Below are 13,664 nucleotides of genomic sequence, written 5' to 3' on the forward strand. Positions count from 1 at the left end.
CGGCCCTACCCCTTCCCTTCCTTCCGCAGCACCGCGTGCCGCAGCGCCGCCTTGCCCAGGTACTCGTCGAGCTCCGGGTACCGCGACCGCAGCGCCACCATGAACTCGTTCAGCGGCAGCCGCCGCCGCTCCCAGCCCGCCGGCGTATCGCCCACCTCCTTCGCCACCACCAGGTAGAGCGGCCGCACCGTCAGCGTCCCCTGCGGGTACTCCCGGTTGTGCCGCGTCGCCTTGCACTCGAAGAAGCCGATGAGCTCGACGAGCCCCGGCTCGATGCCCATCCGCGCCCGCACCTCCTCCTCAACGAACACCTGCGCCTGCCGGTCGCCCGTCGGCCCTTCCACCATGCCCCACGCCGCTTCGCCCGGCCGCCGGAGCACGTAGCCACGCTCGCCCGCCACCACCACCGCATAGGCGTAGTTCACCGGCGCGTTCGCCGGCAGCACCTGCTCATCGACCCAGCGGGCGCGCCACTGGTCCTGCAGGTTCAGCTCTACCACCCCCGGCCACCGGGGTTCGTACGCGGCCAGCGCCGAGAGGTCTACCATCGCTGCGAACTCCCCTCCGTTCTTCGTCGATAGAGCGGCTTCGCGACGACCAGCAGCTGCGCCCCGCCCGCCCGCAGCGCGGCCCCCGGGTATGCCGCCGCCGCCTCAATGATCGCGAGCCCGGCCGTGGCCTTCAATCCTCCCGCGCGCAGACACGACCGCACCTCCCCGACCGGGCGGCCCTCGCCGTCGACCACCGCCGTCCCCGGCGGCACGGGGTCGCCTTCGAGCAAGAACGCCGCGAGGATGCGCCCCTCGCGCCCGCCCGGGATGCCGAGCAGCACGTCGAGGTCCGCCTCCGCCGGCGAAAGCCCCGGCTCCACGTCCGGCGCCCACGCCGGGATGCACGCCTCCACCCGCGCTGTCTCCATCGCCTCCCACCCCGCCAGCGCGATCCCCGCCGCGCGCAGCGTCCCCAGCAGGTGGCTCGCGACCGCCGGCGCCAGCACCAGCTCGAACCCGTCCTCCCCGGTGCCGCTCGCCCGCACGGCCAGCGCCCGGAAGCCGTGGAATTCGAACGCCGCGCAGTGCAGCGGCCCCAGCCGCCCGGGCAGCGCCTCCGCGACGTGCCGCGCCATCGCCGGCGCGGCGGCCGGCCCCGCCAGCCCCACCGCGCAGGTCGTCGCCGTCCGGTCGTCGATTCGCACCTCGAATCCCTCACCGACAGCCGCCGCCAGCGCCGCGCCCAGCGCCTCCCGCCGCTCCGGCTCGCCGCTCAGCAGGTACGCCGCGCCGCCCGTCCGCGCCGCCAGCACGAGGTCCGCGATGTTCCCTTCCGCATCCAGCAGCGCGAACCGCCCCGCGCGCCCTTCCTCCAGCTCCCCCGCATGGCCCGCGAGCGCCGATGCGACCACCTCCCCCGCATCCGGCCCTGTCACCATGAACCGGCTCCGGAAGCTCAGGTCGAACGCTGCCGCGCTCCCCCGCAGCGCTCCGTATTCAGCCGCCGGCTCGCCGTAATGGAGCGGCACCTCCCAGCCCCGCTGCAACCCGAAGACGGCCCCGAACGCCGCGTGCGCATCGCGAAGCGCCAGCCGCATCACCGTCTCGCTCATGCGGGCACGAACGTCCGCCGGCCGTCCCGCTCCGTCAGCCGCCCCGTCCCGGGGAACGGATTGTGCACGCAGATGAGCAGCGCATGCTCCCGCAGCGCCCGCTCTGCCAGCTTCTTCTTCGATTCGAGCGACATCAGCGGAAGGATATCGAATGCCGCGATCCACGCCGGCCGCTCCACCTGCACCGCGTGGTGCACGAGGTCGCCCGTGTAGATCGCCGTCTCCCCGCCCGAGCTCAGCACGATCGACGCGTGGTCCGCCGTGTGCCCCGGCGTCGGCCAGAATTTCACCCCCGGGATGAGCTCCGTTTCCCCCTCCACCAGCTCCAGCTGCCCGGTCCCCTGCAGCGGGGCAAAGTTCTCCTCGAAATACGTGCCCCGCGTCCGCTCGTTCGGGTGCATCGCCGCTTCGAACTCCCCCGCCTGGATGATATACCGCGCCCGCGGGAACGTCGGCACCAGCCTCCCGTCCTCGGTCCGCCGCGTGTTCCAGCCGCAGTGGTCCGCGTGGAGGTGGGTGTTCGCCACGACGGTGATGTCCTCCGGGCCGAGCCCCAGCGCCCGCAGTCCCTCCAGCAGCCGGCCGTACTCCCCCGGGAAGCCCCGCTCCCGCGGCGTGCCCTGCACCTTGTCGCCCATCCCCGTATCCACCAGCAGGATCTCGTCGCCGCTCCGCACCACGATGCAGTTCAGCGAAAGCTTCATCCGGTGCTCGCGGTCGATGTTCTCCGGCCCGATGATCGGCTCCCACATCACCCGCGGTACGAGCCCCATCACCGCGCCCGCGTCCAGCTTGATGTACCCGTCGCAGATGACCGCAATATCGAGGTCGCCCACCCGGTAGCGCACCGGCTCGTCCATGCCTCGAACGATACCGGCCAGCCCGCCCGGACCGCTACCGCCGGCTGCCGTTGCCGGCCCCTCGTAGCTGCAACCGTTTGCAGGTAAACTGCTGTTCGGAACGCAGGCACCCGGGAGAACCCATGACCCCCATCTTCCTCCTCCACGCCGCCGACGGGTTCTTCTCCGTCCCCGTCAGCATCGTCTTCTGGGTCATCACCGCCGCCGCCCTCGCCGTCTCGCTTCGGCAGGTGAGCGCCCGGCTCGATGACCGCGCCATCCCCCTCATGGGCGTCATGGCCGCCTTCATCTTCGCCGGGCAGATGTTCAACTTCCAGATTCCCGGCGGCACCTCCGGCCACCTGCTCGGGGGCGTCCTCGCGGCCGTCCTCCTCGGCCCCTACGCGGCCGCCATCGTGATGGCCTGTGTCATCGCCGTGCAGGCCATCGTCTTCCAGGACGGCGGCCTCGTCGTCCTCGGCGTGAACATCTTCAACATGGGGCTCATCGGCACCTTCGGCGGCTACGCGGTCTACCGCGCGGTCGCTGCCGCGCTCGGCGGTGAAGCGAAGGGCCGCCTCCCGGCCGCTGCCGTCGCCGCCTGGCTCTCCGTCGTCGCTGCCGCCGTCGTCTGCTCCTTCCAGCTCGCCGTCTCCGGCACCACGTCGCTCGAAGCCGCCCTCGTCGCCATGGTCGGCTGGCACGTCATCATCGGCATCGGCGAGGCCATCATTACCGTCGGCGCCCTCGCCTTCATTCAGGCCTCCCGCGCCGACCTCCTCACCCTCCGCGACGCCCCCGCTTCCTCCTAGGAGCTGACCATGTCCACCGCGCCGAACTCCCGCTCCTTCCTGAAGCGCTACGGCTGGGTTCTCGCCGGCCTCCTCATCGCCGCCCTCGTCGTCGTCTTCCTCGCGCCCGCCGCCTCGTCCGACCCCGACGGCCTCGACCGCGTCGCCGAAGACAAGGAGTTCGTCGAGAAAGGGAAGGACCCTGCCTACGAATGGCTGCCCGACTACACCATCCCCGGCGTCGATAACGAATGGCTCAGCGTCGTCCTCGCCGGCCTCATCGGCGTCGGCATCGTCTTCGGCGCCACCCTCGCCCTTGGCGCCGCGGTCCGCGCCTCCCGGAGGGCCCGCACCTGAACCTCGACCGCTACCTCCCCCGCGAGAGCCCGCTCCACCGGGCGGATGCGCGCCTGAAGTTCGTGCTCGTCATCGCCTTCATCCTCGCAGTCAGCCTCCTCCCCGAAGGCGCCTTCCTCGCCCTCGCTGCCGCCTGGCTCACCCTCGCGGCCGTCTCCCTCCTCGCCCGCATCGGCCCCCTCCCCATGCTCCGCGGCGCCTTCATCGCGCTCCCCTTCGCCATCGCCGCCTTCCCGCTCATCTTCACCCGCCCCGGCCGCCCCATCGCCGACGTCGACCTGGGCCTCTTCACCCTCACCCTGAGCGGCGAAGGCCTCATCGCCTTCGCAACCATCCTCCTGAAGAGCTGGGTCTCCGTGCAGGCCGCCGCCCTCCTCGTCTTCACCACGCCCTTCCACGACCTCCTCGAAGGCCTCGAACGCCTCCGCCTTCCCCGGCTCATGGTCGCCATCATCGCCCTCATGTACCGTTACCTCGCTGTGCTTACCGGCGAAGCCACCCGCATGATGCGCGCCCGCGCCTCCCGCGCGGCCGTGCCCCCCGGCCGCAAGCCGCCGCACTGGACCTGGCAGGGCCGCGTCGTCGGCAACATGGTCGGCGCTCTCTTCATCCGCGCCTACGAACGCTCCGAGCGCGTCTACCTCGCCATGCAGTCCCGCGGCTACGCCGGCCACCTCCGCCACCTCCACGACCGCCCCTTCCCCCGGCCCCAGCTCGCCCTCCTCCTCCTCGCCCTCGCGGGCCTCGCCGCTTTCGAACTCAGCGCCCACACCTGGGTGCCCCGCCGATGACCCTCGAAGCCCCCGCCCGCGACCGCGCACCCGCCGCCGCGCCGCTCGTCCTCGTCGAGCGCCTCATCTTCCGCTACCCCAACGGCCACCAGGCCCTCCACGGCATCGACCTCCGCATCGACCCTGGCGAGAAGCTCGCCCTCATCGGCCCCAACGGCGCCGGCAAGAGCACCCTCATGCTCCACCTCAACGGCATCCACCTCCCGGCCGAGGGGTCGGTCGCAATCGCCGGCATCCCCGTCACCCGCCAGAACCTCGGCCGCATCCGCGCCCTCGTCGGCCTTGTCTTCCAGGACCCGGACGACCAGCTCTTCAGCCCCACCGTCTACGACGACGTCGCCTTCGGCCCCATCCACATGGGCCTCGCCAGAGACGAGGTCGAAGCGCGCGTCGCCCGCGCCCTCGAAGCCGTCGGCCTCGCCGGCCTCGAACGCCGCCAGCCCTTCCACCTCTCCCTCGGCCAGCGCAAGCGCGCCGCCCTCGCCACCGTCCTCTCCATGTCTCCCCAACTGCTCGTCCTCGATGAACCCTCCGCCGGCCTCGACCCCCGCGGACGCCGCGAGCTCATCAACCTCCTCCGCAGCCTCGACCAGACCCTCCTCGTCTCCACCCACGACATGCGCCTCGTCGCCGAGGTCTTCCCGCGCACCGTCATCCTCGATGAGGGCCGCATCGTCGCCGATGGCCCCACCCCGGACCTCCTCGCCGACGCTGCCCTTCTCGAACGTCACGGACTCGAAATGCCCTGAGCCCGCCCGCGGTGACGGGATTTCGCCTCCCGCTCGTATACTGGATCGGAGTGAACACCGCCGACTTCGACGCCTTCGAGGCCGCCGTTGCCGGTCACCCCGACGAGGTTGACCTTTTCTCCGCCGCCATGGTCATCGCACGGCTCGGCGGCCACCCGGTCGACCCGCACGCGGCCGCCCGCGCGCTCGACCTCATCGCCGAAGACGTCCTCGCTGAGGCCGGCGAACGCCCCTCCCACGAGGCGCTCGCCCACGCCATCGATAACCAGCTCTTCGCGGTCCGCGGCTTCCGCGGCAGCTTCGAAAACTACGACGACCCCGAAAACTCTTACCTCGACCGCGTGCTCGAACGGCGGGTCGGCATCCCCATCACCCTCTCCCTCGTCTACCTCGAAGTCGCCAGCCGCGTTGGCCTCCCTGCCGACGGCGTCGGGTTCCCCGGCCACTTCATCGTCCGCTACGGCCGGCCCGGCAGCTACGCCTACGTCGACCCCTTCCAGCAGGGCGCCCGGCTCGATGAAACCGAGCTCCTCGCCATGCTCCGCGGCCTCGACCTCGGCGGCGCCCGCCCCGAGACCTTCCTCGCCGCCGTCACCCGCCGCCAAATCCTCCAGCGCATGCTGAACAACCTCCACGTCATCTTCCGCACCCGCCGCGATATCCAGCGCTGGCACGACACCATCGAGCTCCAGCTCCGCCTCGCGCCGTGGAACGTCGCCCTCATCGGCGAACGCGGCATGCTCCGCTACCGCCTCGGCCGCCTCGACGAAGCCCTGCCCGACCTCGAAACCTACGTCTCCGTCACCGAAAAAGACGCCAGTCCCGGCGCCATCCGCCTGCTCGACCAGCTCCGAATCCGCTATCGCAACATGGGGGAATCGCGATGACCATCGAAACGCCAGCCCGCCACGCCCAGCCCCGCGGCCGCCAGGCGCTCCAGCGCTCCATCGCCTGGTACCTGCGCCAGCTCTCCCGCGTGCTCAACGTCCTCACCGACGAAGAGCTCGAGCGCCTCATCCCCCACCTCACCGAACGCCGCTTCAAGCCGCGCCAAATCATCTTCGCCGCCGGCGACCCCGCAGAGCGCGTCTACCTCATCCTCAAAGGCCGCGTGAAAATCTTCCAGGTCGCCGATAACGGCAAAGAAATCATCCTCGACGTCGTCGGCAAGGGGGACGTCGTCGGCGATATGGCCATCGTCGAAGACGGCGAGCGCACCGCCACCGCGCAGGCCATCGAAGAGACCATGGCCGTCTCCATCACCTGGGAAGACTTCTCCCACCTCCTCCAGCAGTCCCCCCGCCTCGGCTTCGCCATGATGGAGCTCATGGCCCGCCGCCTCGCCGGCATGCAGCGCACCTTCATGAACATCGTCTCCAAGCCCGTCTCCGCCCGGCTCGCCGATACCCTCCTCGCCCGCAGCGAAGACGGCATCATCCGCCTCGGCCTCACCCACCAGGAGCTTGCCCAGACGATCGGCACCAGCCGCGAAACTGTCACCGCCCTCCTCTCCCGCTTCGTCACCCTCGGCGCCATCTCCCCCATCCCCGATGGCTACCGCATCGAAGACGAAGACCTCCTCGATGACATCGCCGCCGGCGAAATCCCCGTCTCCCCGCGCCACCCCGTGAACGCGCCGGCCAGTACCATGGCAGGGTGACCTCCGCGGCAGCCAGCCCGCTCTCCCCGGAGCACCCGCGCCCGCTCCTCATCGCCCACGGCGGCGGCAACCACCCCGCCGCTGCCGCCGCCGCCCTCGAGGCCCGCGCCGACCTCCTCGAAGTCGACCTCTGGCTCCACCGCGGCCGCTTCGAAGCCCGCCACGAGCGCCGCATCCGCTTCTTCCCTTTCCTCGTCGAAACACTGGTACCTCAAACGGCTCCCCTCCGCCCACTTTGGCCTCGAAGAGCTGCTCGACCTCGCCGCCGGCTCCGGCGCCGGCATCCTCCTCGACCTCAAAGACGGCGGCCACGGCACCGCCGAGGCCATCCGCGACCTCCTCACCGCGCTCGAGCACCACCCCCCGGTCGTCGCCTCCTCCCAGTCCTGGTCCATCCTCCGCGCCCTCCACGACCGCCTGCCGGCAATCGACCTCCTCTACTCCATCGACGTCCGCGCCAAGCTCGACCTCTTCCTCAGCGTCGCCGAGCGCGACCCCCTCCCGCGCGGCATCTCCTGCCGCCACACCCTCCTCACCCGCCCCATCGTCGAGGAGCTCCGCCGCCGCGGCCTCGCCGTCGTCGCCTGGACCGTCGACGACCTCGACCGCGCCCAGGAGCTCGCCGACTGGGGCGTCGACGGCATCACCACCCACCGCGTCGCCGAGCTCCGCGAAGCCCTCCGCCACTGACCATGGCCGAACCGCTCGCCGTCTACGTCCACATCCCCTTCTGCACCATCAAGTGCGGCTACTGCGACTTCAACGCCTACGCCGGCATGGATGCCCTGAAGGATGCCTACGCCCGCGCCCTGCTCCGCGAAGCCGACGCCGCCCGTCCGCTCCTCGCCGGCCGCGCCATCGCCTCCGTCGGCTTCGGCGGCGGTACCCCCGGCGAATTCCCGGCACAGCACATCGCCGCCCTCCTCGAGCGCCTGCGTGACCTCGCCCCCTTCGAGCCCGGCGCCGAGGTCACCCTCGAAGTCAACCCCGGCACCTCGTCACCGCCCTACCTCCGCGGCCTCCGCGCCGCCGGCGTGACCCGGCTCTCCATCGGCGCACAGTCCTTCCGCGCCGCCGAGCTCGCCTTCCTCGACCGCATCCACTCCCCGGAGGCGACCGCCGCCGCCGTCGCCGCCGCCCGCGATGCCGGGTTCGAAAGCGTCAGCCTCGACCTCATCTACGGCCTCCCCGGCCAGCCGCTCGGCGCCTGGCTCGAAAGCATCCGCGCCGCCCTGCGCCTCGAGCCCGACCACGTCTCCTGCTACGCCCTCACCGTCGAAGACGGCACCCCCCTCGCCGCCCGCATCGCGCGGGGCGACGTCGAGCCGCCCGACCCGGACCTCGCCGCCGACATGTACGAAGCCGCCTCAGCGCTCCTCGACGCAGCCGGCTTCCGGCAGTACGAACTCTCGAACTGGGCCCGCCCCGGCCACGAATCACGACATAACCGAGCCTACTGGACCGACCGCGACTACCTCGCCCTCGGCGCAGGCGCGCACGGCTACCTCGCCGGCGAACGGTACGAAAACATCGCCCACCCCCGCGCGTACATCGCCGCCGTCGAGGCGGCCCCGCCCGGCCAGCCGCGCCCCGCGCTCGCCCGGGTCACCACGCCCGCGCTCCCGGCGCAGGTGGCCGATTGGCTCGCCCTCCGCCTCCGCCTGCTGGAAGGCTTCGCCCCCGCCGAGTTCGAGCGCCGCTGGGCCGTCCCGCTCGAAGCCGCTGCCGGTTCCGTCCTCCGGGAACTTGCCGAAGCCGGCCTCCTCGAACTCGCGCCGCGCGTCCGCCTCACCGCCCGCGGCAGGCTCCTCCACGGCGAAATCGCCGCCCGCCTCCTGGTCTGCCTCGAGCAAACCGCGCCCCGGCTGCCTCGTCTCGCCGCCCGCGCCGCGCCGCCGGCCCCGCCATACGCAGCGCCGAAATGACGGTCCCTCAGGCCGCTTCGGCGGCCGCCAGCTCCTGCTGCCCGCGGATCTTCCGCCAGAACCGCGCCAGGTCCCGGTTCTCCCACGCCACCAGCACCTGCGACGCCACGCCGATGCTCGAATACGTCCCCGCCACGATGCCGACGAGCAGCACCAGCAGGAAGTTCCGGATCGTCTCGCCGCCGATGAGCAGCATCGCCACGATCGTCAGCACGACCACCAGCGACGTGTTGATCGACCGCGCCAGCGTCTCCGTCAGGCTCGCGTTCACCGCCTCTTCGAACGGCACGTACGGGTCGTGCGTCACCATCTCGCGAATCCGGTCGAACACCACGATCGTGTCGTGCACCGAGAATCCGATGACCGTCAGGATCGCCGTGATGAACGCCGTGTCCACTTCCACCCCGCGGAACTCGCCGAGGATGGCGAACAGCCCCATCACGATCACCGCATCGTGCACGAGCGCGATGACCGCGCACGCGCCGTACCGCCACGGCTTCGGCAGCTGCCGGAACGCCAGCCAGATGTAGACGAGAATCGCCGCCGCCGCTGCGATGACCGCGAGCGTTGCGTACCGCGCAATCTCCGCCGAGACCGCACCCGACACCGTCGCAAAGTCTTTCCGCTGCAGCGCGCCGAACCGCTCCTGCAGCCCCCGCTCGATGTCGTCGATCTCGCCCGGCGGCACCGGCCCGGCCCCCGCCGTCAGGCTCGGCGCGTTCTCCAGTTCGCTCGTCCGCACGATGTACGTGTTGTCGCCCGAGGCCTGCACCCGCGCCTCCGGGTGCCCCAGCTCCCGCATCGCTTGCCGCAGCTCCGCCTGCGAAACGGGGCGCTCGAGGAACTGGACCGTGAAGGTCGACCCCGAAGTGAACTCGATCCCCGGCTTCAGGCCCCAGATGGCGAGCGCGGCCAGCGCCGCGACGAAGAAGACGCCCGAGAACCCGAGGTACCACCAGCGCTTGCCAGCGAAGTCCAGCATCGGCTTACTCCCCCGCCGCCTCGGCCATCCGCCGCCGCGGCCGCTCCTGCGCCGGCCGCTCCGACGCGTTGAACAGGAACGCGCTCTTCGCCATCGGCGTCCCGAGGATCATCTTCAGGAACGTCCGCGTCACCGTGATCGCCGAGAACATGCTCACGAGCACGCCGATCGCCAGCGTCAGCGCGAACCCCTTCACCAGCGCCGCCCCGAACTGGTCGCCGAACCAGTACAGGATTACGCAGGTAATCAGCGTCGAGACGTTCGAGTCGCGGATCGAAAGCCACGCCCGGCGGAACCCGATATCGATCGCCGCGTTCAGCGTCCGCCCCCGCCGCAGCTCTTCTTTCAGCCGTTCGAAGATGAGCACGTTCGCGTCGACCGCCATGCCCACCGAGAGCACGAACGCTGCGATGCCCGAGAGCGTCAGCGTCACCGGCACCAGCTTGAAAATCATCAGGACGACGGACGTGTAGACCACCAGCGCAGCCGATGCCAGCACCCCCGGCAGCCGGTAGTACAGGACCATGAAAATCATCACGGCCGCCATCCCGACGAGGCCCGCCTTCACCGACGCCAGCACCGAATCCTCGCCCAGCGTCGCGCTCACCTCGCTCGCCTGCACCGTCCGCAGCGGGATCGGCAGCGCGCCCGAGTTCAGCTGCTTCGAAAGCGTGCTCGCCGCGCTGAACGTCGGCTGCCCCGTGATCTGGCCCGCGTCCCGGATGACCGCCTGCACCTCCGCCTCGCTCAGCACCTGCCCGTCCAGCATCACGACCAGCAGCCGCCGCGGGTCGCCCGGCGGATACTGCAGCGCCCGCGTCGTGATCTGCTCCATCAGCTGCGCGCCGACGCCCGTCGTCTCGAAGTTCACCGCGAACGTCGTGCCCAGCCGCGACGGGTACGTGTTGTTCTTCAGGTAGGCGCCCGTCATCTGCAGCGTCTGCCCGTTCACCACGCCCGTCGCCGGCACCAGGTTGTACTGGTCGTCATAAACCATGAACTCGAGCGCCGCCGTCTTGCCGATGAGGTCCTGCGCCTCCGTCAGCGAAATCCCGGGCACCTGCACGCTCAGCCGGTTCCCGCTCGCCCGCGTGATCTCCGCCTCGCTCACGCCGAACGCGTTCACGCGCCGCTCGACCACCTGCTTCGCGCTCTCCAGCGCCTGGTCGATGTCGCCCTGGTAATCCGGCGGTGGGTCCGCTTCGAGCACGAGGTAGGCCCCCCCGCGCAGGTCGAGCCCCAGCCGCATCGTCTCCCGCTCCCAGTTGCCGATCTTGATCCCCCGGCCCGCAGGCCAGAAATCCCCCGGCAGGTAGCGCGAAGGCGTGCTCGGCCAAACGACGATGATGCTGAACGTCGTCAGCGCCACCACGAACAGGAACAGCAGAACCGTCGAAGTACTACGCACCCGAGTGTGTCACCTCGCCCGTCGACCCCTCGGCCGCGGGCTGCGATTCGTTCGTCTCCAGCGTGCTCAGCCGCCGCGCAATCGCGTCCGTCACCGCCCGCACCCGGACGCCCGGCGCAAGCTCGAGGATGATCTCCGTCGGGCCCGCCGCCGGCACCACCACGTCCTTCACTTCCCCGATGAGCCCGCCCGTCGTGATGACCTCGTCCCCGATTTTCAGCTGCTGGACCGCCTTCCGCTGCTCTTTCTTCTCCTTCAGCACCGGCTGCAGCAGGATGAAGTAGAAGGCAGCAACCGCCAGCCCGGTGTAGAAAATCACGCTCCACATAGCGGCCATGGTGGAAACTCCTCCCGGGCAGCCCCGGCCCTGCTAAGCGTTCATCCCGGGGCGCCCCAGCACGTCCCGCGCCAGTGCGAGAGCCTCCTCCCGCGTCCGGACGTGCCCCTCGAGCTGGGCGTGGCGAACCGATGTTAGGACAGCCCCTAACAAGCGTCCACCGGATAGGCCCAGCTCGGTAATGAGGTCATCCCCCGTGACCAGCGGCGCCGGGCCATCGTCTTCCGATGCCGCCCACGCCCGCGCCAGCACGTAATTCACGAACCCGCAATGCCGACGGAAGTGCTCCCGCGTGTACCGCGGCCCCTGCGTCGCCCAGCCGTCCGCCAGGTTCACGACCATCAGCGCCAGCACCTCGCCGTCCAGGTCCCGCACGAACCGCCGCACCGCCCGGTCCGTCGCCGGCCAGTTCCGCACCAGCTCCTGCGGCCGCAGGTGGTGCCGGATGAGCCGCGTCACGAGCGCTGCCGCCCCCGCGCTCAGCCCCAGCGCCGCCAGCCGCCCGGCCATCATCTCCGCGCCGGCCGGTCCATGCCGCGGAAACCGCAGCCGCCCGTCGGCGACGGTCGCCGTCGCCGGCTTCGCCACATCGTGGAGCAGCGCGCCGAGCCGCACCAGCGCCGCCAGCGGCTCGCCGCCGACCTCCCGCGTCAGCCAGCGGTCGAAATCGACCCACCCGATCGCCTCCCGGAACTCCCGGCCCGCCGCGCCGTCCGCGAACACCGCGTCCACCGCATCCACCGCCGCCAGGCTGTGCCCGAGCACGTCGTACGCGTGCAGCTCCGGCTGCGCGAACCCGCGCCCCGCCTCCAGCTCCGGCAGCGCCGCCGTCAGTCGTCCCGCGGCGTCCAGCTCCCGGAGCCGCGCTCCCGCGTCCCGCGCCAGGAGCGCCTCCCGCAGCCCGGCCCACTCCATGCCCTCAAGCCTACGCCATCCGCCGCGCCGGCCGCCGTCGGCTCGCCCGCCCGGCGCTCCGCCCCTACGATGCTCACGTGAACGGAAACGTCAGCCCGGAGCCCTTCCGCATCCGTTCGCTCACCGTCTCCGTCTACCTTCCTACCTTCCTCTTCGCCGTCGGGCAGGGCGCCGTCATTCCCGTCATGCCGCTTTACGCCATCGAGCTCGGCGCCTCGCCCGCCTTTGCCGGCTTCCTCGTCGCCCTCCGCGGCATCGGCACCATGGCCTTCGATATTCCCGCCGGCATCATGGTTTCCCGCCTCGGCGAACGCTGGACGATGCTCATCGCCACCGCCGTCCTCTTCATCGTCGCCGTCGGCATCGCCCTCGCGCCGCACCCCCTCGTCCTCGCCCCGCTCGTCTTCGTCATGGGCTGCACCTGGGCGATCTGGATGCTCGCCCGCCTCTCCTACGCCACCGACGTCTCGCCGCTCGACCAGCGCGGCCGCGTCCTCTCCCTCATCGGCGGCTCGAACCGCATCGGCAACTTCGCCGGCCCGTTCCTCGGCGCCGCCCTTGCTGCCGTCATCGGCACCGACGCCGCCTTCTACCTGCAGGCGCTCCTCGCCCTCGCCGCCGCGCTTCTCATCTTCGCCGTCGTCCGCGAAACCGGCGCCGAAACCGCCCCCGCCGCTACCGCCCACCCCGTCCTCGGTGTCCTCCGCGACCACGCCGGCATCTTCGCCACCGCCGGCCTCGCCTCCCTCGCCATCCAGGTCCTCCGCTCCAGCCGCCAGGCCGTCATCCCCCTCTGGGGCGACCGCATCGGCCTCGATGCCGCCCAGGTCTCCGTCATCTTCGGCCTCTCCTCCGCGCTCGATATGACGCTCTTCTACCCTGTCGGCATCGTCATGGACCGCTGGGGCCGCAAGTTCGCCGGCGTCCCCTGCCTCCTCTTCATGGCCCTCGGCATGCTCCTCGTGCCGCTCTCCGGCTCCTACCTCACGCTCCTGCTGGCGAGCCTCCTCGTCTCCTTCGGCAACGGCCTCGGCAGCGGCATCAACATGACCCTCGGCTCCGATTTCTCCCCCGCCGCCGGCCGCGGCGAATTCCTCGGCGCCTGGCGCCTCGTCACGGACCTCGGAACCGCCGGCGGCCCCCTCCTCGTCAGCGCCATCATCGGCGTCGGCTCGCTCGCTGCCGCCTCCGTGGTGACCGGCGGCATCGGCCTCGCTGGCGCGGCCGTGCTCGCCTTCCTCGTGCCCGAACCGCTCCGCCGCCACCGCGCCGCCGCCACGGCGCCGGGCACGGCCCCCGGCGCCTGA

16 protein-coding genes are annotated in these 13,664 nt (G+C 71.2%); 9 read left to right on the top strand and 7 right to left on the bottom strand.

The features are described from left to right. Positions 1–5: 5 nt before the first annotated feature. Genes O0235_RS10060 through O0235_RS10070 form a run of 3 tightly spaced genes read right to left on the bottom strand, consistent with a single transcriptional unit; the run spans position 6 to position 2,463 of the window. On the bottom strand, positions 6–548 hold the full coding sequence (locus tag O0235_RS10060) for a hypothetical protein (protein WP_270055659.1): 543 nt from the start codon (positions 546–548) through the stop codon (positions 6–8). Continuing rightward, complete coding sequence (locus O0235_RS10065; protein WP_270055660.1) at positions 542–1,603, bottom strand: hypothetical protein; 1,062 nt, start codon at positions 1,601–1,603, stop codon at positions 542–544. The genes O0235_RS10060 and O0235_RS10065 overlap by 7 nt, the downstream gene beginning before the upstream one ends. Continuing rightward, on the bottom strand, positions 1,600–2,463 hold the full coding sequence (locus O0235_RS10070) for an MBL fold metallo-hydrolase (RefSeq protein ID WP_270055661.1): 864 nt from the start codon (positions 2,461–2,463) through the stop codon (positions 1,600–1,602). The genes O0235_RS10065 and O0235_RS10070 overlap by 4 nt, the downstream gene beginning before the upstream one ends. Positions 2,464–2,585: 122 nt before the next feature. Here O0235_RS10070 and O0235_RS10075 point away from each other — a divergent pair, with 122 nt between their 5' ends. From O0235_RS10075 to hemW, 8 genes are all read left to right on the top strand, one after another. Then, a complete protein-coding gene (locus O0235_RS10075) occupies positions 2,586–3,254 on the top strand; it encodes an energy-coupling factor ABC transporter permease (protein WP_270055662.1) in 669 nt (222 codons plus the stop codon). A 9-nt stretch (positions 3,255–3,263) separates the two neighbouring features. Then, positions 3,264–3,590 (top strand): PDGLE domain-containing protein, encoded by a 327-nt coding sequence (locus O0235_RS10080; protein ID WP_270055663.1) that lies wholly within the window; start codon positions 3,264–3,266, stop codon positions 3,588–3,590. Between the two features lie 62 nt (positions 3,591–3,652). Further along, entirely contained in the window at positions 3,653–4,381 is a 729-nt protein-coding gene (gene cbiQ, locus O0235_RS10085) for a cobalt ECF transporter T component CbiQ (protein ID WP_373324306.1), read from the top strand. Then, the gene (locus tag O0235_RS10090) at positions 4,378–5,130 is read left to right on the top strand and encodes an energy-coupling factor ABC transporter ATP-binding protein (protein WP_270055665.1); all 753 of its coding nucleotides are present in this window, start codon (positions 4,378–4,380) and stop codon (positions 5,128–5,130) included. Before cbiQ ends, O0235_RS10090 begins: the two co-directional genes overlap by 4 nt. Before the next feature lie 50 nt (positions 5,131–5,180). After that, positions 5,181–6,017 carry a SirB1 family protein gene (locus tag O0235_RS10095; RefSeq protein WP_270055666.1) on the top strand — a complete coding sequence of 279 codons (837 nt, stop codon included), beginning with the start codon at positions 5,181–5,183 and terminating at the stop codon, positions 6,015–6,017. Further along, on the top strand, positions 6,014–6,790 hold the full coding sequence (locus O0235_RS10100) for a Crp/Fnr family transcriptional regulator (RefSeq protein WP_270055667.1): 777 nt from the start codon (positions 6,014–6,016) through the stop codon (positions 6,788–6,790). The genes O0235_RS10095 and O0235_RS10100 overlap by 4 nt, the downstream gene beginning before the upstream one ends. A gap of 417 nt (positions 6,791–7,207) precedes the next feature. Further along, complete coding sequence (locus O0235_RS15975; protein ID WP_373324439.1) at positions 7,208–7,480, top strand: glycerophosphodiester phosphodiesterase; 273 nt, start codon at positions 7,208–7,210, stop codon at positions 7,478–7,480. A gap of 2 nt (positions 7,481–7,482) precedes the next feature. Then, complete coding sequence (hemW, locus tag O0235_RS10110; protein ID WP_270055669.1) at positions 7,483–8,715, top strand: radical SAM family heme chaperone HemW; 1,233 nt, start codon at positions 7,483–7,485, stop codon at positions 8,713–8,715. A 7-nt stretch (positions 8,716–8,722) separates the two neighbouring features. Here the strand turns inward: hemW and secF are convergent, their stop codons facing one another. The 4 genes from secF to O0235_RS10130 are packed head-to-tail and all read right to left on the bottom strand — an operon-like array spanning position 8,723 to position 12,357. After that, positions 8,723–9,697: a protein translocase subunit SecF gene (gene secF, locus O0235_RS10115; RefSeq protein ID WP_270055670.1), complete on the bottom strand. Its 975-nt coding sequence runs from the start codon at positions 9,695–9,697 to the stop codon at positions 8,723–8,725. 4 nt (positions 9,698–9,701) lie between these two features. Continuing rightward, complete coding sequence (gene secD / locus O0235_RS10120; protein WP_270055671.1) at positions 9,702–11,105, bottom strand: protein translocase subunit SecD; 1,404 nt, start codon at positions 11,103–11,105, stop codon at positions 9,702–9,704. Beyond that, positions 11,098–11,442: a preprotein translocase subunit YajC gene (yajC, locus tag O0235_RS10125; RefSeq protein WP_270055672.1), complete on the bottom strand. Its 345-nt coding sequence runs from the start codon at positions 11,440–11,442 to the stop codon at positions 11,098–11,100. Before yajC ends, secD begins: the two co-directional genes overlap by 8 nt. Positions 11,443–11,475: 33 nt before the next feature. After that, positions 11,476–12,357, bottom strand: a complete 882-nt coding sequence (locus O0235_RS10130) for an HD domain-containing protein (protein ID WP_270055673.1) — start codon at positions 12,355–12,357, stop codon at positions 11,476–11,478. A gap of 77 nt (positions 12,358–12,434) precedes the next feature. On the opposite strand from O0235_RS10130, the gene O0235_RS10135 reads away from it, so the two are divergent. Further along, complete coding sequence (locus O0235_RS10135) at positions 12,435–13,664, top strand: MFS transporter (protein WP_270055674.1); 1,230 nt, start codon at positions 12,435–12,437, stop codon at positions 13,662–13,664.

Source organism: Tepidiforma flava (assembly GCF_027594505.1).
GTDB classification, from domain to species: domain Bacteria; phylum Chloroflexota; class Dehalococcoidia; order Tepidiformales; family Tepidiformaceae; genus Tepidiforma; species Tepidiforma flava.